At 72.0% G+C, this 25,415-nt stretch carries 18 protein-coding genes and 1 pseudogene; 13 read left to right on the plus strand and 6 right to left on the minus strand.

From position 1 onward, the window contains the following. Positions 1-96 precede the first annotated feature (96 nt). A complete protein-coding gene (gene hflX / locus B1H19_RS29620; RefSeq protein ID WP_083107782.1) occupies positions 97-1,584 on the plus strand; it encodes a GTPase HflX in 1,488 nt (495 codons plus the stop codon). Positions 1,585-1,667: 83 nt separating this feature from the next. Here hflX and B1H19_RS29625 read toward each other — a convergent pair whose 3' ends face one another. After that, entirely contained in the window at positions 1,668-2,855 is a 1,188-nt protein-coding gene (locus B1H19_RS29625; RefSeq protein ID WP_203237254.1) for a trypsin-like serine peptidase, read from the minus strand. A 287-nt stretch (positions 2,856-3,142) separates the two neighbouring features. Here B1H19_RS29625 and B1H19_RS29630 point away from each other — a divergent pair, with 287 nt between their 5' ends. From B1H19_RS29630 to B1H19_RS29650, 5 genes are all read left to right on the plus strand, one after another. Further along, a complete protein-coding gene (locus B1H19_RS29630; RefSeq protein WP_083107784.1) occupies positions 3,143-4,537 on the plus strand; it encodes a diaminobutyrate--2-oxoglutarate transaminase family protein in 1,395 nt (464 codons plus the stop codon). Continuing rightward, positions 4,534-6,528 (plus strand): IucA/IucC family protein, encoded by a 1,995-nt coding sequence (locus B1H19_RS29635; RefSeq protein ID WP_203237255.1) that lies wholly within the window; start codon positions 4,534-4,536, stop codon positions 6,526-6,528. The genes B1H19_RS29630 and B1H19_RS29635 overlap by 4 nt, the downstream gene beginning before the upstream one ends. Before the next feature lie 82 nt (positions 6,529-6,610). Next, a complete protein-coding gene (locus B1H19_RS29640; RefSeq protein ID WP_083107785.1) occupies positions 6,611-7,261 on the plus strand; it encodes a GNAT family N-acetyltransferase in 651 nt (216 codons plus the stop codon). Positions 7,262-7,336: 75 nt separating this feature from the next. Continuing rightward, positions 7,337-9,118 (plus strand): IucA/IucC family protein, encoded by a 1,782-nt coding sequence (locus B1H19_RS29645; RefSeq protein ID WP_237289555.1) that lies wholly within the window; start codon positions 7,337-7,339, stop codon positions 9,116-9,118. 60 nt (positions 9,119-9,178) lie between these two features. Next, entirely contained in the window at positions 9,179-11,149 is a 1,971-nt protein-coding gene (locus B1H19_RS29650; protein ID WP_083107786.1) for an ATP-dependent DNA helicase, read from the plus strand. 174 nt (positions 11,150-11,323) lie between these two features. On the opposite strand, the gene lexA is transcribed toward B1H19_RS29650, so the two are convergent. After that, positions 11,324-12,124: a transcriptional repressor LexA gene (gene lexA / locus B1H19_RS29655; RefSeq protein ID WP_083107787.1), complete on the minus strand. Its 801-nt coding sequence runs from the start codon at positions 12,122-12,124 to the stop codon at positions 11,324-11,326. 502 nt (positions 12,125-12,626) lie between these two features. On the opposite strand from lexA, the gene nrdR reads away from it, so the two are divergent. Further along, complete coding sequence (nrdR, locus tag B1H19_RS29660) at positions 12,627-13,151, plus strand: transcriptional regulator NrdR (protein WP_083107788.1); 525 nt, start codon at positions 12,627-12,629, stop codon at positions 13,149-13,151. A 123-nt stretch (positions 13,152-13,274) separates the two neighbouring features. After that, positions 13,275-16,148, plus strand: a complete 2,874-nt coding sequence (locus B1H19_RS29665) for a vitamin B12-dependent ribonucleotide reductase (RefSeq protein ID WP_083107789.1) — start codon at positions 13,275-13,277, stop codon at positions 16,146-16,148. A gap of 101 nt (positions 16,149-16,249) precedes the next feature. On the opposite strand, the gene B1H19_RS29670 is transcribed toward B1H19_RS29665, so the two are convergent. Further along, positions 16,250-16,774, minus strand: a complete 525-nt coding sequence (locus tag B1H19_RS29670; protein WP_083107790.1) for a TerD family protein — start codon at positions 16,772-16,774, stop codon at positions 16,250-16,252. A 303-nt stretch (positions 16,775-17,077) separates the two neighbouring features. On the opposite strand from B1H19_RS29670, the gene B1H19_RS29675 reads away from it, so the two are divergent. Further along, complete coding sequence (locus B1H19_RS29675; RefSeq protein WP_083107791.1) at positions 17,078-17,683, plus strand: YdbC family protein; 606 nt, start codon at positions 17,078-17,080, stop codon at positions 17,681-17,683. 7 nt (positions 17,684-17,690) lie between these two features. On the opposite strand, the gene B1H19_RS29680 is transcribed toward B1H19_RS29675, so the two are convergent. Further along, positions 17,691-18,512, minus strand: a complete 822-nt coding sequence (locus B1H19_RS29680) for a TetR/AcrR family transcriptional regulator (RefSeq protein ID WP_083107792.1) — start codon at positions 18,510-18,512, stop codon at positions 17,691-17,693. A gap of 187 nt (positions 18,513-18,699) precedes the next feature. Here B1H19_RS29680 and B1H19_RS29685 point away from each other — a divergent pair, with 187 nt between their 5' ends. The 4 genes from B1H19_RS29685 to B1H19_RS29700 all read left to right on the plus strand — a co-directional run bounded on the left by B1H19_RS29685 (position 18,700) and on the right by B1H19_RS29700 (position 21,906). Beyond that, positions 18,700-19,359: a histidine phosphatase family protein gene (locus B1H19_RS29685; protein WP_083107793.1), complete on the plus strand. Its 660-nt coding sequence runs from the start codon at positions 18,700-18,702 to the stop codon at positions 19,357-19,359. A gap of 11 nt (positions 19,360-19,370) precedes the next feature. Continuing rightward, on the plus strand, positions 19,371-20,279 hold the full coding sequence (locus tag B1H19_RS29690) for an ADP-ribosylglycohydrolase family protein (RefSeq protein ID WP_083107794.1): 909 nt from the start codon (positions 19,371-19,373) through the stop codon (positions 20,277-20,279). A 210-nt stretch (positions 20,280-20,489) separates the two neighbouring features. Then, entirely contained in the window at positions 20,490-21,191 is a 702-nt protein-coding gene (locus B1H19_RS29695) for a ribonuclease HII (RefSeq protein ID WP_083107795.1), read from the plus strand. A 67-nt stretch (positions 21,192-21,258) separates the two neighbouring features. Next, entirely contained in the window at positions 21,259-21,906 is a 648-nt protein-coding gene (locus tag B1H19_RS29700) for a hypothetical protein (protein ID WP_083107796.1), read from the plus strand. A 372-nt stretch (positions 21,907-22,278) separates the two neighbouring features. Here B1H19_RS29700 and B1H19_RS29705 read toward each other — a convergent pair. After that, positions 22,279-22,794 (minus strand): annotated as a pseudogene (locus B1H19_RS29705) (hypothetical protein); the annotation flags it as partial. A gap of 380 nt (positions 22,795-23,174) precedes the next feature. Next, positions 23,175-25,340, minus strand: coding sequence for a RecQ family ATP-dependent DNA helicase (locus B1H19_RS29710; protein ID WP_083107798.1), 2,166 nt, complete (start codon positions 25,338-25,340; stop codon positions 23,175-23,177). Positions 25,341-25,415 lie beyond the last annotated feature (75 nt).

Consider the following 25,415-nt stretch of genomic DNA (forward strand, 5'->3'; position numbering starts at 1 on the left):
TGCCGCTCGGGGCACCGGCAAACCGCAGGACCAGCGAAGGTCACGGTGGGACCACCCGGTCCCCGACGAGGACCGCCCGACGACGCAAAGGATCAAATGACCTCCTCTTCTTCCCTTCCGCCAGGCCGGCAGCGCCTCCCCGAGAGCCTTCGGGCCGACGCCCTGATGGAAGAGGACGTCGCCTGGAGCCACGAGATCGACGGGGAGCGGGACGGCGACCAGTACGACCGCTCGGAGCGTGCGGCGCTGCGCCGTGTCGCGGGCCTGTCCACCGAGCTCGAGGACATCACCGAGGTCGAGTACCGCCAGCTCCGCCTGGAGCGGGTCGTGCTCGTCGGCGTGTGGACCACCGGCTCGGCCCAGGAGGCGGAGAACTCCCTGGCCGAGCTCGCCGCCCTCGCCGAGACCGCCGGCGCCCTGGTGCTCGACGGCGTCATCCAGCGCCGCGACAAGCCGGACCCGGCCACCTACATCGGCTCCGGCAAGGCGCTGGAGCTGCGCGACATCGTGCTCGAATCCGGGGCCGACACCGTGGTCTGCGACGGTGAGCTCTCCCCGGGCCAGCTGATCCACCTGGAGGACGTCGTCAAGGTCAAGGTGGTCGACCGCACCGCCCTGATCCTCGACATCTTCGCCCAGCACGCCAAGTCCCGGGAGGGCAAGGCGCAGGTCTCGCTGGCACAGATGCAGTACATGCTCCCCAGGCTGCGGGGCTGGGGCCAGTCGCTGTCGCGGCAGATGGGTGGCGGTGGCTCCGGTTCGACGGGCGGCGGTATGGCCACCCGTGGTCCCGGTGAGACCAAGATCGAGACCGACCGGCGGCGGATCCGCGAGCGGATGGCGAAGCTGCGCCGGGAGATCGCGGACATGAAGACCAGCCGGGACACCAAGCGCCAGGAACGCCGGCGCAACAAGGTCCCCTCGGTCGCCATCGCCGGCTACACCAACGCCGGAAAGTCCTCCCTGCTCAACCGCCTCACCGGCGCCGGTGTCCTGGTGGAGAACGCCCTGTTCGCCACCCTGGACCCCACCGTCCGCCGGGCCGAGACCCCCAGCGGGCGGCTCTACACCCTCGCCGACACCGTCGGATTCGTCCGGCATCTGCCGCACCACCTGGTCGAGGCGTTCCGTTCCACGATGGAGGAGGTCGGCGACTCCGATCTCATCCTGCATGTGGTCGACGGCTCGCATCCGGTGCCGGAGGAGCAGCTGGCCGCCGTCCGCGAGGTGATCCGCGAGGTCGGTGCGACGGACGTGCCCGAGATCGTGATCGTCAACAAGGCGGACGCCGCCGATCCGCTCGTCCTCCAGCGGCTGCTGCGCAACGAGAAGCACGCGCTCGCCGTGTCCGCCCGTACGGGCCAGGGCATGGAGGAGCTGCTCGCGCTCCTCGACGAGGAACTGCCCCGCCCCCAGGTGGAGATCGTGGCGCTGGTGCCCTACACCCAGGGCGCCCTGGTGTCGCGGGCGCACGCCGAGGGTGAGGTCCTCTCCGAGGAGCACACCCCCGAGGGCACGGTCCTCAAGGCGCGGGTGCACGAGGAACTGGCCGCCGAGTTCCAGCCGTTCGTCCCGGCCGCCTAGCCGGCCGGGACCAGCGGCAGCACCGACGACGAAGGCCCGCCCCGGGAACACCCCGGGGCGGGCCTTCGTGTCTCAGCCGCTCATTACTGCTTGCTGGCCCACTTCTTGCTCATCGCGTCGAAGATGGCCTTGGCCTCGGGACCCAGGTGCGGGCCGGCCGCCCACTTCGCCGGGCGCGGACCCATCGACATGTTGGAGATCAGGAGCGGCTTGCCGTCCGGGCCCTTGGTGAACCAGGGGCCACCGGAGGAGCCACCGGTCATGGTGCAGCCGATGCGGTACATGGTCGGCTTCTTGGCGTCCAGCGACAGGCGGGTCGGCTTGTCGGTGCACTGCTGCTGCGAGGCGCCGTCGAACGGGGCCTCGGCCGGGTAGCCCTGCGCGGTCAGGCTCGGGATCTTGCCGATCGCCGGAGCGTTGAAGCCCACCTGGTAGGCGCCGCCGGCGATCTCCTCCAGCGACTTGCCGCCGGTGCTCTCCTCGGGGCGCACATGCATCAGCGCGAAGTCGTACGGAGCCATCGGGACGCCCGGCACGGCGCCGCCGGCCTGGATCCACTCCTTGGACGTGGCCAGGTCGTCCGCCCACCACTTGCCCTCGGGGACACGGTCCTCGTACGGCGCGGTCTTGAGCTTGGCCTCGGTGCCGCCGTTCTTGTTGAAGCTCGGCACGAACACCAGGTTGCGGTACCAGCCGCCGTTCTTGCCGGCGTGCACACAGTGCGCCGCGGTCCACACCAGGTTGGACTTGCCGGGGTGTGCCGGGTCCTTGACGACCGTCGCGGAACAGCGCGACTCACCCTCGGGGGTGCTGAAGACCAGCAGACCGACACCCGGCGCGGTGGAGGTGTACGGCGTCCCCACGGCCTTGGCCGGAACGGCCGCGGGCTCCGGGTCCGTCTTGCCCTGGTCCTCGGAGACGTCACCGGGCTTGGTGCCGTCCTCCGGCGGCTTGGCCTTGCCGATCTTGTCCGGGTTCCAGAAGTCCTTGATGATCGGGTTGATGAACTGGCCCGCCTCGCGGAGCCACTTCTTGCGGTCCCAGTTCTTCCACTCCCCGTTCTTCCACTTGTCCAGGTCGATGCCGTGGGCCTTGAGCTTGTCCTGGATGTCCTTGGGGATCTTGATCTCACCCCCGCCCGAGGTGTCCGCGGCCGACTGGGTCGGCTTCGCGTCCGCGTTGTCGTCCGACGGTCCGCAGCCGGTCGCGGTCAACGCCACCACGGCGGTGAGAGCGGCGGCGGCCATCACAGGCCGACGTATCGATCGCATGGGTGAGTTCCCCCTGAGTGAATCCTGAGTCGAAAAGGCCGGTGCGGCCGGTTTTGCCCCGCACCGCTGTGCAGTTGTCATGGACGGCAAGATCGCGGTGCGGCCCCCCACTATGCCGGTGTCGGGCAAGACGGTGGTAGCCGGGTCCCCGGTTCCGCCCCCGCAAGGATCTTGACGCCGACCGTGATCCCCCGCCGGCACCGTCGTTGGTACGTACGGGGGACCGCCGGGCGGACGTACGGCCCGCGCGGCATCCAACAGCACACCAGCAGGAGGACACAACTGCCGTGGCGTTGACCGAAACCGTGCCGGCGGCAGGACCGTCGGCCCACGAAGGGATCCTGCGCCGCCAGTCCCTGCGTGAGTCCGCTGCCCGTACCTACGCGCGCTCGCTGCCCATCGTTCCGGTACGCGCCCGCGGACTGACCATCGAGGGAGCCGACGGCCGCCGCTATCTCGACTGCCTCTCCGGCGCCGGCACCCTGGCCCTCGGCCACAACCACCCCGTGGTGCTCGAAGCGATCCACAAGGTCCTCGACTCCGGCGCACCGCTGCACATCCTGGACCTCGCGACCCCCGTCAAGGACGACTTCGTCACCGAACTGTTCGCCACCCTGCCGCCGAAACTGGCCGAAACCGCACGCATCCAGTTCTGCGGACCGGCCGGTACGGACGCCGTGGAGGCCGCCTTCAAACTGGTGCGCACGGCAACCGGCCGGGACGGTCTGATGGCGTTCTCCGGCGCGTATCACGGGATGACCGCCCAGGCGCTCGCGGCCTCCGGGGGAGCGCGGCACACCGGTGTGACCCGGCTGCCCTACCCCTACGACTACCGCTGCCCCTTCGGCACCGGCGGCGAACGCGGCGCCGAACTGTCCGCCCGCTGGACCGAGAACCTCCTCGACGACGACAAGAGCGGGGTCGTGCGGCCCGCCGGGATGATCCTGGAGCCCGTCCAGGGCGAGGGCGGGGTGATCCCCGCACCGGACGACTGGCTGCGGCGGATGCGGCAGATCACCGCCGAACGGGACATCCCGCTGATCGTCGACGAGGTACAGACCGGCGTCGGCCGCACCGGCGCCTTCTGGGCCGTCGAACACAGCGGGATCGTGCCCGACGTCCTGGTCCTGTCGAAGGCCATCGGCGGCAGCCTGCCGCTCGCCGTGATCGTCTACCGCGGCGACCTCGACGCCTGGCAGCCCGGCGCGCATGCCGGAACGTTCCGCGGCAACCAGCTCGCGATGGCCGCCGGACGCGCCACCCTCGCCTACGTCCGCGAGCACCAACTCGCCCGCCGCGCCCAGGAGCTGGGCGCCCGGATGCTCGCCCGGCTCGGCTCCCTCGCCGTCCACCACGACTGCATCGGCGACGTCCGCGGCCGCGGACTGATGCTCGGCGTCGAACTCGTCGACCGCGACGCCGACGCCGGTCCCGGCGGCGTCCGCCCCGCCGCCCCCCAGCTCGCCGCCGCCGTCCAGCGCGCCTGCCTGGACCGCGGCCTGATCGTCGAACTCGGCGGCCGGCACAGCGCCGTCGTCCGCCTGCTGCCGCCCCTGACCATCACCGACGAACAGGCGGACGCGATCCTCGACCGCCTCGCCGACGCCATCGCGGCGGCGGACCGCACCACCCCCGGGCCGACGGGCTCGTCCCCCACGACACTGCGAGGCACCACCCCATGAACGAACGCCCCGGCCCCGACGGGACCCCGGCCGCCGCCCACCCGCACGGCGGCGCCGCCACCGAACCGACCGTGCCGCGTCAGCAGCGCCACACCGCCGACGACGCCTGCCACCAGCCGCTCCACGAGCGCCAGACCCGGCCCCCCGCCGCCGCCCACGGCGCCCCGCGCCCCTGCGACCGGGCGCTGCCCGCCACCAGCGACCCCCTCGACCACCCCGATCCGGCGGCCGCCGCCGACGCCGCCGGTATCGAGAGCCTGCTGCGCTGCTGGATCCGCGAAAGCGGCGCCCGCCGCCCCGCCGGCGGCCAACTGCGCATCCCGCTGCACGCCAGCGGCACCGCCCTGCACCTCCCCGTCCGCTACTGGTCGCCCACCGGCTGGCACCGCCTGGGCGCCCCCACCCTCGAAGGCGCCCCGCCCACCGCCGCACCCCTGGACGCCGTCACCCTCGCCGCCCTGCTGCGCCGCGAGGCCGCACACGGCGGCGAACGCCGCGCCCCGGACGGCACCGCCCCCGAGGGCGAGCGGCCGCAGGCGCCCGACGGCGACGGCACCGAACTCGTCGGCCGGGTCGCGGCCTCCGTCCGCAGCACCGCCGTCTTCCTCGCCGACCGCCGCACCCGCCCCGCCGACACCCACACCTCCCTCTTCCTCGAAGCCGAACAGTCCCTGCTCCTGGGCCATCCGCTGCACCCCACCCCCAAGAGCCGCGAGGGCCTCACCGACGCCGAGACCCGCGCCTATTCCCCCGAACTGCGCGGCGCCTTCGCGCTGCACTGGACGGCCGTCCACCGCTCCGTCCTGGCCGCCGACTCCGCCTGGACCGAACGCGGCAAGCCCGTACCGGCCGAACGCCTCGCCGCCGACCTCGCCGAGGGCACGCTCCACCTCCCCGCCGACACCGTGCCGCTGCCGCTGCACCCCTGGCAGGCCCGTGAACTGGCCGCCCGCCCCGACATCGCCGCCCTCCGCGACGCCGGGCTGCTGCACGACCTGGGCCCGCACGGCCCCCTGTGGCACCCCACCTCCTCCGTACGCACCGTCCACCGCCCCGAAGCGAACGCCATGCTCAAGCTCTCCCTGGGCCTGCGCATCACCAACTCCCGCCGGGAGAACCTCCGCAAGGAGCTGGAGCGCGGCGTGGAGGTGCACCGGCTGCTGCGCACCGGGCTGGCCGAGCAGTGGCAGGCCGTCCACCCGGGCTTCGACATCATCCGCGACCCGGCCTATCTCGCCGTCGACGGCCTCGACGGCCGCCCCGTCCAGGGCCTGGACGTCGTCATCCGCCACAACCCCTTCACCACCACCGACGACGCCGTCTGCATCGCCGGGCTCACCTCGCCCCGGCCCTGGCCCGGCCACCTGGGCGTACGCTCCCGGCTCGAGGACATCGTCACCGCGCTCGCCGCCCGCACCGGCCGCCCCCAGGGCGCCGTCGCCACCGAGTGGTTCCTGCGCTACCTCGAAGCGGTCGTCCGGCCCGTGCTCTGGCTCGACGGCACCGCCGGCGTCGCCCTGGAGGCCCACCAGCAGAACACCCTGGTGCTGCTCGATCCCGACGGCTGGCCCGTCGGCGGCCGCTACCGCGACAACCAGGGCTACTACTTCCGCGAATCCCGCCGCGCCGACCTCCAGCGACGGCTGCCCGGCATCGGCGCCACCAGCGACACCTTCGTCGCCGACGACGTCACCGACGAGCGGTTCGCCTACTACCTCGGCATCAACAACGTCCTCGGCCTCATCGGAGCCTTCGGCGCGCAGCGCCTGATCCGCGAGGAGGTCCTGCTCGCCGCCTTCCGCCGCTTCCTGGCCGACGCCGCCGCGGCCCCCCGCGCCCACCGCTCCACCCTGCCCGAGCACCTGCTGACCGCCCGCACCCTGCGCTGCAAGGCCAACCTCGCCACACGGCTCCACGGCCTGGACGAACTCGTCGGCCCCGTGGACACCCAGTCCGTCTACGTCACCGTGCCCAACCCCCTCGCCATCTAGCCCCGTCGTCACCCAGCCCCCGCCGCGGGCCGCCGTCCGCGGCCCGCCCCCCCGCAGACGGCCACGAGAGGAGAGCGTCGCCGTGCCCACCACCCGCCTCGGCCCCGGCACCGGCTCCGAGGAGAGCCTCGACCGTCCCGAGGACACCCTCGACCGCCCTGAGGACCCGCTCGACGGCCTGACCGACGGCGCCGCGGCCGACACCCCCGCCGGGCCGTTCGCGCTGGTCCCCGTCCGCCCGGACCGCGATCTGGACCGGATCGTCCGCTGGATGAACGATCCGGCCGTCGCCGCCTTCTGGGAACTGGCCGGCGCACCGGACACCACCGAAGCCCATCTGCGTACCCAGCTGGACGGCGACGGCCGCAGCGTGCCCTTCCTCGGCGTGCTGAACGGGGTGCCGATGAGCTACTGGGAGATCTACCGCGCCGACCTGGACCCCGTGGCCCGCTGCTACCCGGCCCGGCCCCAGGACACCGGGGTGCACCTCCTGATCGGCGGGGCGCACGACCGCGGCCGCGGCCTCGGCACCACCCTGCTGCGCGCCACCGCCGATCTCGTACTGGACCGCCGGCCCCGCTGCCCCCGCGTCATCGCCGAGCCCGATCTGCGCAACACCGCGTCCGTCGCGGCGTTCCTCAGCGCGGGCTTCCACTACAGCCAGGAGATCGAACTGCCCGGCAAACGCGCGGCGTTGATGATCCGCGACCGTCGTCATCGCGCGCTGCTGTGACCTCCGTCCCCGTCCACCCCCGCCCCGGCTGTCCCCCGTACGTGCCGGGGCCGTCCCGTTTCGAGGAGTCCCGCCTTGTCTTCCGCGCACCAGCCCTCGCACAGTGCCTGGCAGCACGCCGCACGCCGACTGTTCGCCAAGATGCTGGCGGAATTCGCGTACGAGGAAATCCTCACCCCCGAGCCCGAGGGCAGCGCCACCGACGGAACCTCCCCCGACGGCGGCGCGTACTACCGCCTGCCGGTCACCGAAGACCTGGTCTATCGCTTCCGCGCCCGCCGCGGCGCCTACGGCCACTGGCGCATCGACCCCGCCTCCCTCACCCCCGACGCCGACCCCCTGCGCTTTCTGACCTGCGCCCATGACACCCTGCTGGGCCTGTCCGGTGACACCACCGGCCATCTCATCCGCGAGCTGACCGCCACGCTCGCCGCCGACGCCCATCTGGACGCCACCGCCCTGAGCGCCGCCGACCTCGCCGACCTGGACTACGCCGCCCTGGAGGGCCACCAGACCGGCCACCCCTGGCTCGTCGCCAACAAAGGCCGGCTCGGCTTCTCGGCCGCCGACGCCGCGCACTGGGCGCCCGAAGCCCGCAGGCCCGAGCGGCTGCCCTGGCTGGCCGCGCACCACAGCCTGGCCCACTACCGCGGTATTCCCGCCCTCGCCACCCCCGACCGTCTCTACCGCGAGGAACTGCCCCCCGCCGTCCACGACACCTTCGCCCGCACCGTCGCCGACGAGGGACGCGACCCGGCCGACTACCTCTACCTGCCCGTGCATCCCTGGCAGTGGGACGAGACCATCGCCCCGCTCTTCGCGCCGCAGCTCGCCGACGGATCCATCATCGCGCTGCCCACTGACAACGACCTCCGCCTGCCGCAGCAGTCCATCCGCACCTTCACCAACATCAGCCGCCCCCAGGGCCGCACGGTCAAGCTCCCGCTGTCCATCCTCAACACCCTGGTGTGGCGCGGACTGCCCACCGAGCGCACTCTCGCCGCGCCCGCCGTCACCCGCTGGGTGCACGGCCTGCGCGACGAGGACCCGTATCTGAGCGACGAGACCCGGGTCATCCTGCTCGGCGAGATCGCCTCCGTCACCGTCGAGCACCCCCTCTACGACCGGCTGCCCGGCGTCCCGTACCAGTTCAAGGAGCTCCTGGGCTGCATCTGGCGCGAACCGGTCACCCCCCACCTCGACCCGGGCGAACGCGCCCGCACCCTGGCCTCCCTGCTGCAGACCGACCCGGCAGGCCGCGCCCTGACCGCCGAACTGGTCCGCCGCTCGGGCCTGGCCCCGCGCATCTGGCTGCGCCGCCTGTTCGCCGCCCTGCTGCCGCCGCTGCTGCACTTCCTCTACCGCTACGGCACGGTCTTCTCCCCGCACGGCGAGAACGCCATCGTCGTCTTCGACGAGCACGACGTCCCCACTCGCCTCGCGGTCAAGGACTTCGTCGACGACGTCAACACCAGCGCCGAGCCGCTGCCCGAGCACGACGCCATGCCGCAGGATGTCCGGGCGGTGCTGCTGACCGAGCCGCCGTCCTTCCTCATCCAGTTCATCCACTCCGGTCTCTTCGTCGGCGTCTTCCGCTATCTGGCACCGCTGTGCGAGGACCAACTCGGCGTCCCCGAGGCCGAGTTCTGGTCACTCGTACGGGCGGAGATCCTCCGCCACCACGAGCGCTTCCCGCGCCTGAAGGAGCGGCACGAGACCTTCGACCTGCTCACCCCGCGGATCGCGCGGCTGTGTCTGAACCGCAACCGGCTGCACGTCGACGGCTACCGCGACCGCCGCGACCGCCCGCACGCCGCCGTGCACGGCACCGTCCCCAATCCCCTGTACGCACCATGACCGGCGGGTTTCCCGAGGCGGGCCCGGCTGTCAGTGGTCCCGCGTAGGCTTGCAGACGCTATGACGAAGCCCTCCCTCCCCGATCTGCTCCACGCCGCCGTGACCGCCGTCGGCGGCACCGAGCGCCCCGGCCAGGTAGCGATGGCCGAGGCCGTCGCCGAGGCGGTGGACGAGAACTCCCATCTGCTGGTCCAGGCCGGCACCGGCACCGGAAAGTCCCTCGGCTATCTGGTCCCGGCGCTGGCCCACGGCGAGAGGGTGGTGGTCGCCACGGCCACCCTCGCTCTCCAGCGCCAGCTGGTGGAGCGCGATCTGCCGCGGACGGTCGAGGCGCTCCATCCGCAGCTGCGCCGCCGCCCCCAGTTCGCCATGCTCAAGGGCCGCTCCAACTATCTGTGCCTGCACCGTCTGCACGAGGGCGTCCCACAGGACGAGGAGGAGGGCCTGTTCGACGTCTTCGAGCAGGCGACGCCCACCAGCAAGCTCGGCAAGGACCTGCTGCGGCTGCGCGACTGGGCGGACGAGACCGAGATCGGCGACCGCGATGCGCTCACTCCCGGTGTCTCCGACCGCGCCTGGGGCCAGGTCTCCGTCTCCTCCCGGGAGTGCCTGGGCGCCTCCAAGTGCGCCTACGGAGCGGAGTGCTTCGCGGAGGCCGCCAGGGAGCGCGCCAAGCTCGCCGATGTGGTGGTCACCAACCACGCACTGCTGGCCATCGACGCCATCGAGGGCGCCCCGATCCTCCCGCAGCACGAGGTCCTGATCATCGACGAGGCCCATGAGCTGGTCTCCCGGGTCACCGGCGTCGCCACCGGGGAGCTCACCCCGGGCCAGGTCGGCCGTGCCGTCCGCCGGGCCGCCAAACTCGTCAACGAAAAGGCCGCCGACCAGCTCCAGACCGCCTCCGAGACCTTCGAGCGGCTGATGGAGCTGGCCCTGCCCGGCCGCCTGGAGGAGATCCCCGAGGACCTCGGCTACTGCCTGATGGCGCTGCGGGACGCCGCCCGTACGGTCATCACCGCGCTCGGCTCCACCCGCGACAAATCCGTCCAGGACGAGGACGCCGTCCGCAAACAGGCCCTGGCCGCGGTGGAGAACGTCCACGCCGTCGCCGAGCGCATCGCCAACGGCTCCGAGTACGACGTGGTCTGGTACGAACGCCACGACCGCTTCGGAGCGTCCCTGCGGGTGGCGCCCCTCTCGGTCTCCGGCCTGCTGCGCGAGAAGCTCTTCGCCGACCGCTCGGTGGTCCTCACCTCCGCCACCCTCAAACTGGGCGGCGATTTCAACGGCGTCGGCGCCTCCCTGGGCCTGGCCCCCGAGGGCACCGAGGGCGAGGACCTGCCGGTCTGGAAGGGCCTGGACGTCGGCTCCCCGTTCGACTACGGGAAGCAGGGGATCCTCTACGTCGCCAAGCATCTGGCCCAGCCCGGCCGCGAGGGCAACCGCCAGGACATGCTCGACGAGCTCGCGGAGCTGGTCGAGGCCGCGGGCGGCCGCACCCTCGGGCTGTTCTCGTCGATGCGCGGCGCCCAGGCGGCGGCCGAGGCGCTGCGCGGCCGCCTCGATGTGCCGATCCTCCTCCAGGGCGAGGACACCCTCGGCGAGCTGATCAAGGCGTTCGCCGAGGACGCCCGCACCTGCCTGTTCGGCACCCTGTCCCTGTGGCAGGGCGTGGACGTCCCGGGGGCGAACTGCCAGCTGGTGGTGATGGACCGGGTGCCTTTCCCGCGCCCGGACGACCCGCTGATGAGCGCCCGGCAGAAGGCCGTGGAGGAGGCCGGCGGCAACGGCTTCATGGCGGTCGCCGCGACCCACGCGGCCCTGCTGATGGCCCAGGGAGCCGGGCGTCTGGTCCGCGCCACCGGCGACCGCGGTGTGGTCGCCGTCCTGGACCCCAGGGTGGAGCGCGCCCGCTACGGCTCGTTCCTGCGCAAGTCGATGCCGGACTTCTGGTACACGACGGACCGCAATCAGGTGCGGCGATCGCTCGCGGCGATCGACAAGGCGGCAAAGGATTCGGACGGCTAGGGCGGCCGCCTGTACCGCAACCACCGCTTGAGCAACCCCCACCGGAGACCAACCACCTCCGCGAAGGGGGGACCTCCCGGCGTCGGCTGGGGGACGGCGTCGGCTTAGGCGCACAACCAGCCCCACGCCCCGGGACCGGCGCAGTGGTCCCGGGGCTGTCTGGGGGAGCGGCGGTCAGACGCGCCGCAGTACCGCCACCACCTTGCCGAGGATGGTGGCCTCATCGCCGGGAATCGGCTGGTAGGCGGCGTTGTGCGGCAGCAGCCACACATGGCCGTCCTCGCGCTTGAAGCGCTTGACGGTGGCCTCGCCGTCCAGCATCGCGGCGACGATGTCGCCGTTCTCGGCGACCGGCTGACGGCGGACGGTGACCCAGTCACCGTCGCAGATCGCGGCCTCGATCATGGAGTCGCCGACGACCTTCAGCACGAACAGCTCGCCGTCGCCGACCAGCTGGCGGGGGAGCGGGAAGACGTCCTCCACCGATTCCTCGGCGAGGATCGGCCCGCCGGCCGCGATCCGGCCGACCAGCGGCACATAGGACGCCGCGGGCTTGCCGGTCGTCTCCGTCGTCGCGCTGGTGGTCTGGTCGGAGCCGCGGACCTCATAGGCACGGGGGCGGTGCGGATCGCGCCGCAGGAAGCCCTTGCGCTCCAGGGCCATCAGCTGGTGGGCGACGGAGGACGTGCTGGACAGCCCGACCGCCTGGCCGATCTCCCGCATCGACGGCGGGTAGCCGCGCCGCTGTACCGAATCCCGGATCACTTCGATCACCCGGCGCTGGCGGTCGGTGAGCCCGGAGCTGTCGGCCCGGATCCCCGGCGGCCGGCCGGGCAGCGAGCGCGTGGGCTTCGGCTCTTCGGAGGCCAACGTGGCGTCGTCCATCGGCATGTTGCGTGCCGACTGCGGATGATCGAACCGGCTCTGGGAGTGGCTTTGTGCGGTGATGGTCGCGCTGTCTGCGGTGGTGGTCACGTCGGCCCCTCTCGAAATGTTCTCCCTAGTTAGCCAACGGTAGTTGCTTTCGAAAGGTTGCGCCAAACACACGTTCGAGTGAAAAAGTCGCTGATTGGCTGACCCGATCAAGTAGCTGGGTGTATGGCGAAAAGCAATTCGGGCGTCCGGTACACGCATTCGCGAAAATGCGCCGCGCCCCGGCCCTTCGCACGGTCGCCGATTGTGTCATCCCCGCCCCTGCGGCCCGCCGGCCGGGTGGCTTCCCGTACCCTCATGGGCGACCGCCCCGGGCCGTCCCCGCCGCGACACGCGGTAGGCGTCTATAAGCGCCCCGACACCACATCTAGTGCTTAGATGCGTTCCGCTGCCTACAAGTTGTGGTGCCCGGTCCTTCGGGACCCCGGGGATCGCCTATGCTGGGGGCTGCTCCGAAGGGCCCGTGAGGACCCGGCGGGGCCATTCAGTCGTACGCCGGGTTCGATGGCGTACGCCCGTATACGAGGGTGAGGAGGGTGGAGCCATGCACTGCCCCTTCTGCAGGCACCCCGACAGCCGGGTCGTCGACAGCCGCACCACGGACGACGGCACCTCGATCCGCCGACGCCGCCAGTGCCCCGACTGCGCCCGTCGCTTCACGACCGTCGAGACCGCCTCACTGATGGTGATCAAGCGGTGCGGGGTCACCGAACCCTTCAGCCGCAACAAGGTCATCGCGGGCGTGCGCAAGGCCTGCCAGGGCCGCCCGGTCACCGAGGACGCCCTCGCCAAGCTCGGCCAGCGGGTCGAGGAGGCGGTGCGCGCCACCGGCAGCGCCGAGCTGTCCACCCACGACGTCGGGCTCGCCATACTGGGCCCGCTGCGGGAGCTGGACCTCGTCGCATACCTGCGCTTCGCTTCGGTCTACCGGGCCTTCGACTCGCTCGAGGACTTCGAGGCGGCCATCAGCGAGCTGCGCGAGCTGCGGGAGCAGCCGCCGCCCGCGCAGGACAGCGGGAACGGGGAGGCCGGACCGGCCCTGCCCGTTCCCGTCACCGCCGCCGACTGAGCGCGGCGCACATCCAGGACATGGTCGGGGCCAGAGCAGGCGGTCCCGGCATCCGAAAGACATACACCGTGCCACGGAATGCGTGCGCACATATGGGCGTTTGCCCGTATACAGGGAGGCGGAATGACAGAGACGACGAGCGGCCCGGCACGAGGCTCCCGCGCCAAGGGCAGCAAGGCGAGCAAGGGGCTGCGCATCGAGCGCATCCACACCACCCCCGGCGTGCACCCGTACGACGAGGTGGAGTGGGCGCGCCGTGACGTCGTCATGACCAACTGGCGCGACGGCTCGGTCAACTTCGAGCAGCGCGGCGTCGAGTTCCCCGACTTCTGGTCGGTGAACGCGGTCAACATCGTCACCAGCAAGTACTTCCGCGGCGCGGTGGGCTCCCCCAACCGGGAGTCGAGCCTCAAGCAGCTGATCGACCGCGTGGTCAAGACCTACCGCAAGGCCGGCGAGGACCACGCCTACTTCGCCTCCCCGGCGGACGCCGAGATCTTCGAGCACGAGCTGGCGTACGCCCTCCTCCACCAGGTCTTCAGCTTCAACTCCCCGGTCTGGTTCAACGTCGGCACCCAGCAGCCGCAGCAGGTCAGCGCCTGCTTCATCCTCTCCGTGGACGACTCCATGGAGTCGATCCTGGACTGGTACAAGGAAGAGGGGATGATCTTCAAGGGCGGCTCCGGCGCCGGCCTGAACCTCTCCCGCATCCGCTCCTCCAAGGAGCTGCTCTCCTCCGGTGGCAACGCCTCCGGCCCGGTCTCCTTCATGCGCGGCGCCGATGCGTCCGCCGGAACGATCAAGTCGGGCGGCGCCACCCGCCGCGCGGCCAAGATGGTCGTCCTGGACGTCGACCACCCGGATGTCGAGGCGTTCATCGACACCAAGGTCAAGGAGGAGGAGAAGGTCCGCGCGCTGCGCGACGCCGGCTTCGACATGGACCTGGGCGGCGACGACATCACCTCCGTCCAGTACCAGAACGCCAACAACTCCGTCCGCGTCAACGACGAGTTCATGAAGGCCGTCGAGTCCGGTGCGAAGTTCGGGCTGCGCGGCCGGATGACCGGCGAGGTCATCGAGGAGGTCGACGCCAAGGGCCTGTTCCGCAAGATGGCCGAGGCCGCCTGGGCCTGCGCCGACCCCGGCATCCAGTACGACGACACCATCAACCACTGGCACACCTCGCCGGAGACGGGCCGGATCACCGCCTCCAACCCGTGCAGCGAGTACATGCACCTGGACAACTCCTCGTGCAACCTCGCCTCGCTCAACCTCCTGAAGTTCCTGCGCGACGACGACCTGGGCAACCAGTCCTTCGACGCCGCCCGCTTCGCCAAGGTCGTCGAGCTGGTCATCACGGCGATGGACATCTCCATCTGCTTCGCCGACTTCCCCACCGAGAAGATCGGCGAGACCACCCGCGCCTTCCGCCAGCTGGGCATCGGCTACGCCAACCTCGGCGCCCTGCTGATGGCCACCGGCCACGCCTACGACTCCGACGGCGGCCGCGCGCTGGCCGGTGCCATCACCTCCCTGATGACCGGCACCTCCTACAAGCGCTCCGCCGAACTGGCCGCGGTCGTCGGCCCGTACGACGGCTACGCCCGCAACGCCGACGCCCACAAGCGCGTCATGAAGCAGCACTCCGACGCCAACGGCGCCGCGGTGCGCATGGACGACCTGGACACCCCGGTCTGGGCCGCGGCCACCGAAGCCTGGCAGGACGTCCTCCGCCTCGGCGAGAAGAACGGATTCCGCAACGCCCAGGCATCCGTGCTGGCCCCCACCGGCACCATCGGCCTGATGATGGACTGCGACACCACGGGCGTCGAGCCGGACCTGGCCCTGGTCAAGTTCAAGAAGCTGGTCGGCGGCGGCTCCATGCAGATCGTGAACAACACGGTCCCCAAGGCGCTCAAGCGGCTCGGCTACCAGCCCGAGCAGGTCGAGGCGATCGTCGCCCACATCGCCGACCACGGCAATGTGATCGACGCCCCCGGCCTCAAGCCCGAGCACTACGAGGTCTTCGACTGCGCCATGGGCGAGCGCTCCATCTCCCCGATGGGCCACGTCCGCATGATGGCCGCGGCGCAGCCGTTCCTGTCGGGCGCGATCTCCAAGACGGTCAACGTCCCGGAGACCGCCACCGTCGAGGAGATCGAGGACGTCTACTTCCAGGGCTGGAAGCTCGGCCTGAAGGCGCTCGCGATCTACCGCGACAACTGCAAGGTCGGCCAGCCCCTCTCCGCCAAGAAGAAGGAGGAGGAGAAGAAGGCCGAGCCGGTCGCCGAGAAGAAGGTCGTCGAGTACCGACCGGTCCGCAAGCGTCTCCCGAAGGGCCGTCCCGGCATCACCACCTCCTTCACCGTCGGCGGCGCCGAGGGCTACATGACCGCCAACTCCTACCCGGACGACGGTCTCGGCGAGGTCTTCCTGAAGATGTCCAAGCAGGGCTCGACCCTCGCGGGCATGATGGACGCCTTCTCCATCGCGGTCTCGGTCGGCCTCCAGTACGGCGTGCCGCTGGAGACCTACGTCTCGAAGTTCACCAACATGCGCTTCGAGCCGGCGGGCATGACCGACGACCCGGATGTCCGGATGGCGCAGTCGATCGTCGACTACATCTTCCGCCGCCTGGCGCTGGACTTCCTGCCGTTCGAGACCCGCTCGGCGCTCGGCATCCACTCCGTCGAGGAGCGCACCCGCCACCTGGAGACCGGTTCGTACGAGCCGGCCGACGACGAGGTCGACGTCGAGGGCCTGGCCCAGTCGGCACCGCGCCAGACCGCGGCGCCGCAGTCCACCCCGGCGGCCAAGGCCGTCGAGGAGGCCGCCGTCCCGGCCCCGAAGCAGGCGCACACCAACGCCGAACTGGTCGAGATGCAGCTGGGCATCAACGCCGACGCCCCCCTGTGCTTCTCCTGCGGGACGAAGATGCAGCGGGCCGGCAGCTGCTACCTGTGCGAGGGCTGCGGGTCCACCAGCGGATGCAGCTGACCGGCGCCTCCGGGCGGACCGGTAGCTGAAAACGCATGAGGCGGTGGCCGGAGAATTCTCCGGCCACCGCCTCCTTGCGTGCGGGGCCCGGGGCGCAGGCGTCAGGAGCCCATCAGCCCGGCGAAGGTGTTGGGATCCGCGTCGAACCCCCGCAGGACGGGGTGGAAGCGCCACTCGCCGGTCTCGTCGCGGAGGAACTCGGCGACCGTGGCGGCGGTGGACTGCGCGACCTCGGCGAAGTCGTCGGCCGCCAGCTCGGTGTGGCCCTCGTGGACCAGTACGGCGGTGTTCTCGACGTCGCCGAAGACCTTGCGGCCCTCGCCCTGCTGGATGGCGACGCCCACGACGACGCGGGTGTAGGTCTCCGACAGCCGGTTCAGCTCCAGCGTCATGATCTCGTCGGGGCCGAATCCCTTACCGGTGCGGCTGTCCCGGTTGAGGTTGATCGTGCCGTCGGGCGAGAATCGGCTGTCGAAGTGCACCAGATAGGCGGGCGCGCCGTGCGGTGCGTCCTTGGTGTAGGTCGCCGCGATGAGGTCGAGGTCGTTGTCCGGAGCGCCGAGGGGGCTGGGGTCCCATTTGAGCGTGACCTCGGCCTTCGCTATTCCCTTGTTGAAAGTGCTCACCGGATTCCCCTTTTCCGAATGCTCCGGGCCCGCGGCTCGCCCACCCCGTCGCGCGGACAACTTGCCAGGCCCTCCCCTTGGCTGACCATCGTGCCACGCTCGTCGTCCCCGGGGCGGGGTGAAGTGCGGCCGGAGAGAGCCGGGTTGGGGCGGGTGGTGGCTCGATACCGCCGTCCGGCCGGGCAGGTGGCGGCGCGCGCCCATAGGTCCGCGCCCATCGGCCCGCGCCCGTAAGGAAGTTCGTGGTGGTCGGGGCGTGACGCGCCGTGATGCCGGGCGGGCTCGGGGCCGTACGATGGCGCGGTGCTGGTCAAGTGGATTCGCCTCACCGTCGTGGACCGTCGAGGGTTCGAGCGGGGGCAGCGGAAATGGGCGGGGCTGCTGGGTGAGCCGGGATTCCGGGGGCAGGCCGGCGGCTGGAGCCGCAGCCGCCCCGGTGTCGCGCATCTGGTCGCCTTCTGGGAGAGCCGGGCGTTCTATGACTCCTTCATGGCCCGTTCGCACGACCGGCTGGCCGCTGCCCAGGTGGGCACCTTCAAGGACGCGCACATACGGCTCTTCGCGCATGAATTTGACGTCAAGGTCGGTTTCCGGCCGACGTTCGGCGATGCGGATGTGCTCCGGCTGGCGCACTGCCGGGTGCGCCCGGACCGGGTCGATCACTTCATGCTGATGCAGGAGAAGGTCTGGAACCCGGCGATGGCGGGGTCGCCGGGCATGCTGCGCGGGATGCTGGGGAGGGCTCCGGGGGAGGAGTTCTTGGTGGTGTCGCTGTGGCAGTCGGCCGCCGAGCGCGGCAAGTACCGTCCCGAACGCGTCGAGCGGCTCGCGCTGCGTGCCCAGATAGCCGCCGATGTCGAGGCGATCGCGGGCGACGTGGTGCAGCTCGAACCGTCGTGGACGGTATGAGGCGCGGTCAGGAGGCGGCGTCGGTGTCGCCGACACTGCCACACCTGCCACCCATGCCGACCGCGCCACCCGTGCCGCTCGTGGCGAAGGCCCCGGCCCGGGCGGCCGCCACCGCCGCCGCGGCCGACTGGTCGGCGAGCGCCGTATCGACCGGCTCGCGGGTGATGAACAGCCGCAGGAAGACCGGTGCGCAGGCGGCCCGCACGAGGGCGCCGGCGTCGACCGCGGCCGTCGCCGCCGTCGCGTCCGCAGGTCCGTCCCCGGCCGGCGCGAGCTCACCGCGTCCGGCGGCGCGTTCCACGATCGTCTCGCAGCGCCGGAAGCGCTCGGTGTAATAGGCGCGCAGCGCCTGGGCGGCCCGCTCCGACTGGAATCCGGCCGCGACCATCGCTGAGCTGGAAGCGGTCAGCGCCGGGTCGGTGAAGGCGTCGACGACTTCCCGGGCGAGCGCGCGCAGATCGCCCTCCAGGGTGCCGGTGTCCGGCGGTAGCCAGCTGTCCTCGCCCGCCAGGTCCAGCGCGTCGGCGATCAAGCCCTCCACGTTCTCCCAGCGGCGGTAGAGCGTCGTCTTGTGCACGCCGGAGTGCTCGGCGACGTACTCGACCGTCAGGCCCGGGTAGCCGTGTGCGGACAGACCCGCCAGAACGGCGTCCCGCACGGCGGCGCGCGTACGGGCCGTACGGCCGCCGGGGCGCCGGGTGCCGGGACGTCGCGCGGACCGCCGCTCGCCCTGCGCCCTCTGCCCCGTCCCCTCCGGCCTTGCGGTTTGCCCGCCCTGTCCGCCCTTCCCGTCCTTCGCGCTCTTCGTGGCGTCGCTCTCGTCGGACATGTGCAACTCCCGTTGCGTTACTGCGGTGGACCGTGTCATCATAGTAACGCAACTAGAGTTGCATTATATCTGGAGCGGCCCTTGGTCTGCCGCGTACCGGCCCTCGCCGCCCCGGTCGCCGGCGGAGCCACGGCCGTGCCCGTAGCGGCGTGCGGCATGTACAGGGCACGCGTTCTACGCTGGCGGCATGGCCCGGCCACGACGCATCGTCCTCATCCGCCACGGCGAGTCGGAGGGGAACGTCGACGACACCGTCTACGAGCGGGAGCCCGACCACGCCCTCCACCTCACCAGGGCCGGGTGCCGGCAGGCCGAGGAGGCCGGAGGGGCACTGCGCGAGATGTTCGGCGGCGAGCGGATCTCCGCCTACGTCTCGCCCTACCGCCGCACCCACCAGACCTTCCGGGAACTGCGCCTGGACCCGGCCAGGGTCCGCGTCCGCGAGGAGCCCCGGCTGCGCGAGCAGGACTGGGGCAACTGGCAGGATCGCGACGACGTACGCCGCCAGAAGGCCTACCGCGACGCCTACGGCCACTTCTTCTACCGCTTCGCCCAGGGCGAGTCCGGCGCGGACGTCTACGACCGTGTCGGCGCCTTCCTGGAGAGCCTGTGGCGCAGTTTCGAGGACCCGCGCCACCCGCCCAACGTGCTGATCGTCACCCACGGGCTGACCATGAGGCTGTTCTGTATGCGCTGGTTCCACTGGTCGGTGGCGGAGTTCGAATCGCTGTCCAACCCGGGCAATGCGGAGTGGCGCGCCCTGCTCCTCGGGCCGGACGGACGCTACTCCCTCGATCGGCCGTTTGACCGCTGGTGTGAACCCGAGCCTTATGGCGTCACCGGTTAGAGTGCACACCGATGACCGCCGACCACCGTGACGCAGACCGCTGTGAGCGGGCGCTGGCCAGCCTGCGCGGCCTGGCCGTGGGCGATGCCCTCGGATCCCAGTTCTTCGTCCCCACTCATTACCCCGCCCTCAAGCGCCGGGAACTGCCCCCGGCCCCCTGGCAGTGGACCGACGACACGGAGATGGCCTGCTCGGTCCTGTCCGTGCTGACCACCCACTTCCGCATCGACCAGGACGCGCTCGCCCGCTCCTTCGCCGATCACCACGACTTCGACCGCGGCTACGGCCCGGCCGTCAACCGCCTCCTGCGGCTGATCCGCGAGGGCGGCGACTGGCGCGAACTGTCCGCCGCGCTCTTCAACGGCCATGGCTCCTGGGGCAACGGCGCCGCCATGCGCATCGCCCCCCTCGGGGCCTGGTACGCCGACGACCCCGAGCAGGCCACCCACCAGGCGGAGATCTCCGCCTACGTCACCCACCAGCACCGCGAGGCGGTGGTCGGCGCCATGGCGGTGGCCGCCGCGGCCGCCCTCGTCGCTGGCGCTCCGCACACCCTCGCCCCCCATGAGCTGCTCGACGGTGTCCTTGCGCTGATCCCGCGCAGCGCCGTCCAGGCCGGTCTGCGCCGGGCGCGGGACATGCTCGACTACGCCGACTCCGGCACCGTCGCCGCGGTCCTGGGCTGCGGACGCCGCACCAGCGCCCATGACACCGTCCCCTTCACCCTCTGGGCCGCGGCCCGTCATCTCGGCGACTACGAGACGGCCTTCTGGTCCACCGTCCAGGCGGGCGGCGACATGGACACCACCTGCGCCATCGTCGGCGGTATCGTCGCCGCCGGTCCCGGCGGCGCCCCGCCCCGGGCCTGGCTGGACGGCGCCGAGCCCCTCCCCGCCTGGGCGCCCACCGCCGCCCGCTGAACCCACAGGACCCGCAACGAGCGGACCCCGGCGCCCAGTTCACCCCTGAGCGAGTCCGGGCACGAACCCCGCCGGGCGGCGTGAACCGGGCCGCGGCGACCCCGCTCCGTGCCCGTCCGCACCGGATCCGTAGCGGCCGGCAGCCGATCCTTCTCCATTTCGGATCCGGTGCGGACGGCCCGGCCGAAGAGGCGTAATCTTGCTGGCGCCATGCCGTACGAGCCCCCCACCCATACCGTCGAGCGATCGCTGCGCGCCACCACGGGCGCCAAGATCGTCGCAGGGATCGACGAGGTCGGACGCGGAGCCTGGGCGGGCCCGGTCAGCGTCTGCGCAGCCGTGACCGGTCTGCGCCGGCCGCCTGACGGACTCACCGATTCCAAACTGCTGACCATCAAGCGCCGCACCGAGTTGTGTGAGGTGCTCGGCGACTGGGTCACGTCCTATGCCTTGGGGCACTCCTCGCCCCAGGAGATCGACGAGCTGGGCATGACCGCGGCGCTGCGGCTGGCGGCCGTGCGGGCCCTGGAGGGGCTGCCGGTCCGCCCGGACGCGGTGATCCTCGACGGCAAGCACGACTACCTGGGTGCGCCATGGCGGGTCCGCACGGTCATCAAGGGGGACCAGTCCTGTATCGCGGTCGCCGCCGCGTCCGTGATCGCCAAGGTGCGACGCGACGCGATGATGGCCGAACTGGGCCTGGAATACACCGACTTCGACTTCGCGGCCAACGCCGGCTACCCCTCCCCGACCCATCGCATCGCCCTGGAGGAGTTCGGTCCCACGCCGTATCACCGGGTCTCGTGGTCCTATATGGACGCGCTGCCCCGGTGGCGGCACCTGAAGAAGGTACGCATCACCCCTGAAGCAGCCGCTCTGGAGGCCGGTGGCCAACTCGGCTTCGACTTCTGAGCGATGCCGGGCATCAATTCGGTACCCGATGCGGTGTCCCGCACTTACGTTTGATAGACATCCTTTTATGCCTCTCATCCCCGAGGAGCCTCAGATTCACGAGAGTGTCCCGGGTCCCCGCGCAACTCCGGCCGCCGGCCGCACCGCGCCGACCCCCCGTCCCGTCCCTGGCCCCGGTCCCCGCCCCGCGCCTCCGCGCGGCGCGCCCGCGTCCAGTGCCCGTCCGGGCAAGCCCGGACCCGCAGCCCCGCAGCGTGGGCCCGTCGCCGCTCCGCCGGCGCAGCGCACCGGCCCGCCGCAGCCCGCTGCCGCCGCCCCTGCCGCCGCAGGCACGCAGCTCCAGCTGATACCGGCACCCGCCGACGGCGCCCTCGACGCCGCCGACGAAGCCGTCGATCTGCTGCTGGACTCCGGGCGTGCGCCGTCCGAGATCCTGGTGCTGACCACGGGTGAGCCGCACCCGTGGGCCGCCCATGAGCTGTCCTTCGGCGAAGCGTCGTACTGGGCCCAATACGACGCCGCGGACGATGTGTTCTACGCGGACGCCGCCGCCGAGCGCGCCAGCGGCCGCCCCGTCGTGGTCGTCGCCGTCAACGGTGGCACCGACGAGGTCACCGCCCGCGCGCTGCCCTCGGCGATGGCCCGCGCCGGAGCCCTGCTGGTCGTCTGCGGTGATCCGCAGCGGATCAACGGACTCCTCGGCGCGAACGCCTAGCCACGCGGCTCGCAGGCCGTCCTCGACCTGCGCCCGAAGCAGCCCGTCGGCCCTCCGGCCGGTCGGGCTTGCTCGCGTTCTCGGGACCTGGTGACCCCTGCACCGCCCTCAACGGGCCGCGGTGTGCCGCCGGGCCTCCCTGGCCCCGCCACCGGAGCGGCGGGGGCCCGGCCCGGCCGTTGGCGTACGCGGTGCGGACATCCGCGCCGGCGGGACGGGGGAGCCGTCCGTACGGGGCGAGGGCGTGTCGGGCGAGGCCGTAACCGGCGCCGGTGCATGGGGCGTTGCCACCCGAGGCGTCTGCGTACGGGCCGGCTCCGCGGGCCGCGGCCCGGGTCCGTACGGGACCGGTCCGGCGCTCCGGGACACCCGGGGCCGGCGACCGCCGCGGTCCTCGCCCAGCACCTGCCAGCGGTCCTGGGTCAGCGCGATATACGCCCCGCACCGCAGCCCGTGCAGGGTGCAGGCGTCGCGCAGGCCCCACATCCATGCACCGTCCGCCTCCGTCCAGCGCGGTTCGCCCTCACGGCAGTAGAGCAGCACGGCCGTCCGCACCGGGGCGCGCAGTCGCAGATCGTGCGGGACGATCCGGCGCAGATGCGCGAGCAGCACATTGCGGAACTCCCAGCCGTCGGGCAGCGCAGCGGTTTCCAGGAACGAGGCGCTGGCCGCTACCCGCCCGAGCGGATCGAGCACCGCCACCACCGCCGTCGACGTACCGGGGCGATGACGGTCGTGCAGGCCGGTGACGATCTCCCGGGGATTTCGCAGAAGCGGAATGCCGGCCGAGGCCCATTCGGCAGGCTCCAGCATCCGGCTCAGCCGGGCGGAGGAATCGGCGGACACGGAACGGGACGCATGCGGGGGCGGGGCGAAACCGAAGGTCACGGGTCCTCCCTTGGTCTATGCGTCCACGCAACGGGCGGCGGCGGCCGGGCGCGTGGACACCACGGCACGGCCCTGCCTGACCGTGAACGGCCGGTACGGGGAAGCGCATCCAATTCTTCCTGTCGTACACGCATGCGGCAACGATCAATTCCAGGCACCATCCGGAATCGCCCGGTGCGCCGTCAATATTCCTGCCCGCCGCAGCGGCCCGCGATGCCCGGCGGTCCCTTTCCCCCTCTCCTCCTGCTGGAGGTCTTTCCCTGCTCCCGCGCATGTCGTGCCCTCCTCCCACGGATGTCCTCGTACGCCCGCCCGCCCGTCCCGGGTGTTCGTACGGCCGTCCGGGGTGCTTGCAGGGCCGTCCCCGGGTGTGTGGCCGGCTATCCCTGGACGGCCAGGACCAGCGGAAACACCCCCGCGGCCCCCGCACCGCGCAGCAGCCGGGCGGCCACCGCCAGGGTCCAGCCGGTGTCCGCGTAGTCGTCCACCAACAGCACCGGGCCGCCCGCCGACGCCAGGGCCTGGGCCAGCTCCGGCGGCACACTCAGCGCGCCGTGCAGGGCCCGCAGCCGCTGGGCGCTGTTGCTGCGTGGAATCCGGTGGTCCGCCCCGCCGTCCACCGTGGCCACCGTCCCCAGGAACGGCATCCTGCCCACCGTGGCGATCCGCTCGGCCAGCGACCGGATCAGCTGCGGGCGGGTGCCCGAGGAGAGACAGACGACGCCCACCGGGCGGGCCGGTGCGCCGTCCTCTCCCGAGGCCCACCCCCCGGACCCCTTGGCCCAGTCGGCGAGCACCGTGACCACCGCGGCCGCCACATCGTCGGGCACCGGACCGTCCGGCGCCTGCGGGGCGAGCAGGGGACGCAGCCGGTTGCCCCACCCGATGTCGGACAGCCTGCCCAGGGCCCGGCCGGTGGCGGCCAGCTCGCCCGCCGGGATACGCCCCTTGAGGTCGAGCCCGATGGCCGGCAGCCCCGTCGGCCACATGCGCCGCGGCTCCACCTCCACACCCGGGCGCCCCAGTTCGCCGCGCGCCGCATCCAGCGACGCGGCCGACACCTCGGCGGTGAACCGCGCCCCGGCGCAGTTGTCACAGCGGCCGCACGCCACCGCCGCCTCATCGTCCAACTGCCGCCGCAGAAACTCCATCCGGCAGCCCGTCGCCCCGGCGTACTGCCGCATCGCCTCCTGCTCGGCCGCACGCTGCCGCGCCACCCACGCATAGCGCTCCGCGTCATACGTCCACGGTCGGCCGGTGGCCGTCCAGCCGCCCTTGACGCGGTGCACGGCGCCGTCCACATCCAGCACCTTGAGCATGATCTCCAGCCGGGAGCGCCGTAGTTCGACCTGCGGCTCCAGCGCCGGCAGCGACACGGGCCGGCCGGCCGCCGCCAGGACGTCCAGCGTCCGGCGCACCTGCTCCTCGGGCGGGAACGCCAGCGAGGCGAAGTACTGCCAGATCGCCTCGTCCTCGCGGCCCGGCAGCAGCAGCACCTCGGCGTGCTTGACCCCACGGCCGGCCCGGCCCACCTGCTGGTAGTACGCGATCGGGGACGACGGCGACCCCAGGTGCACCACAAACCCCAAGTCGGGCTTGTCGAAGCCCATCCCCAGCGCGGACGTCGCCACCAGCGCCTTGACCCGGTTGGCCAGCAGGTCGTCCTCGGCCTGCTGCCGGTCGGCGTTCTCCGTCTTGCCGGTGTACGCGGCGACCGCATGGCCCCGGTGCCGCAGGAACGCGGTGACCTCCTCGGCCGCGGCGACGGTGAGGGTGTAGATGATCCCTGAGCCGGGCAGCTCGTCGAGATGGTCGGCCAGCCAGGCGAGCCGGTGTGCGGCGTCCGGCAGCGACAGCACCCCCAGGCTCAGGCTCTCCCGGTCCAGCGGGCCGCGCAGCACCAGCGCCGTGTCGGCACCCTCGCCCGTCCCCAGCTGCTCGGCGACATCGGCCGTCACCCGGGCATTGGCGGTGGCGGTCGTGGCGAGCACCGGCACACCCGGCGGCAGGTCGGCGAGCATGGTGCGCAGCCTGCGGTAGTCCGGCCGGAAGTCATGGCCCCAGTCGGAGATGCAGTGCGCCTCGTCGACGACCAGCAGCCCGGTGGCCGCGGCGAGCCGGGGCAGCACCTGATCGCGGAAGTCCGGGTTGTTGAGACGCTCGGGGCTCACCAGCAGGACGTCGACCTCGCCCGCCGCCACCTCGGCCTGAATGCCGTCCCATTCCTCGACGTTGGAGGAGTTGATCGTCCGCGCACGGATCCCGGCCCGCGCGGCCGCCTCGACCTGGTTGCGCATCAGCGCGAGCAGCGGCGAGACGATCACCGTCGGCCCGCTGCCGCGCGCCCGCAGCAGCGCGGTGGCGACGAAATAGACCGCGGACTTGCCCCAGCCCGTGCGCTGCACGACCAGCGCCCGGCGACGGTCGGCGACCAGCGCCTCGATCGCCCGCCACTGGTCCTCGCGCAGGCGCGCCTCACCGCCGGGATCCCCGACGAGGCGGGAGAGGACGGCATCGGCCGAGGCGCGCAGGTCTTCGTTGCTCATGCCCCCATGCAACCCGATGCCACTGACAACGCGCGAACCCCCGCCCGAACCTGTGGAAAACCCGAAAACCACGTC

Origin of the sequence: Streptomyces gilvosporeus, from assembly GCF_002082195.1 — a bacterium.
In the GTDB taxonomy this organism is placed as follows: Bacteria; Actinomycetota; Actinomycetes; order Streptomycetales; family Streptomycetaceae; genus Streptomyces; species Streptomyces gilvosporeus.

Coding starts and splice junctions, on each gene's coding strand:
- B1H19_RS29635 (WP_203237255.1), top strand. CDS start 4,534: ATGAACGAACGCCCCGGCCCCGACGGGACCCCGGCCGCCGCCCACCCG.
- B1H19_RS29685 (WP_083107793.1), top strand. CDS start 18,700: ATGGCCCGGCCACGACGCATCGTCCTCATCCGCCACGGCGAGTCGGAG.
- B1H19_RS29650 (WP_083107786.1), top strand. CDS start 9,179: ATGACGAAGCCCTCCCTCCCCGATCTGCTCCACGCCGCCGTGACCGCC.
- B1H19_RS29710 (WP_083107798.1), bottom strand. CDS start 25,340: ATGAGCAACGAAGACCTGCGCGCCTCGGCCGATGCCGTCCTCTCCCGC.
- B1H19_RS29680 (WP_083107792.1), bottom strand. CDS start 18,512: ATGTCCGACGAGAGCGACGCCACGAAGAGCGCGAAGGACGGGAAGGGC.
- B1H19_RS29700 (WP_083107796.1), top strand. CDS start 21,259: ATGCCTCTCATCCCCGAGGAGCCTCAGATTCACGAGAGTGTCCCGGGT.
- B1H19_RS29690 (WP_083107794.1), top strand. CDS start 19,371: ATGACCGCCGACCACCGTGACGCAGACCGCTGTGAGCGGGCGCTGGCC.
- nrdR (WP_083107788.1), top strand. CDS start 12,627: ATGCACTGCCCCTTCTGCAGGCACCCCGACAGCCGGGTCGTCGACAGC.
- B1H19_RS29665 (WP_083107789.1), top strand. CDS start 13,275: ATGACAGAGACGACGAGCGGCCCGGCACGAGGCTCCCGCGCCAAGGGC.
- hflX (WP_083107782.1), top strand. CDS start 97: ATGACCTCCTCTTCTTCCCTTCCGCCAGGCCGGCAGCGCCTCCCCGAG.
- B1H19_RS29695 (WP_083107795.1), top strand. CDS start 20,490: ATGCCGTACGAGCCCCCCACCCATACCGTCGAGCGATCGCTGCGCGCC.
- B1H19_RS29625 (WP_203237254.1), bottom strand. CDS start 2,855: ATGCGATCGATACGTCGGCCTGTGATGGCCGCCGCCGCTCTCACCGCC.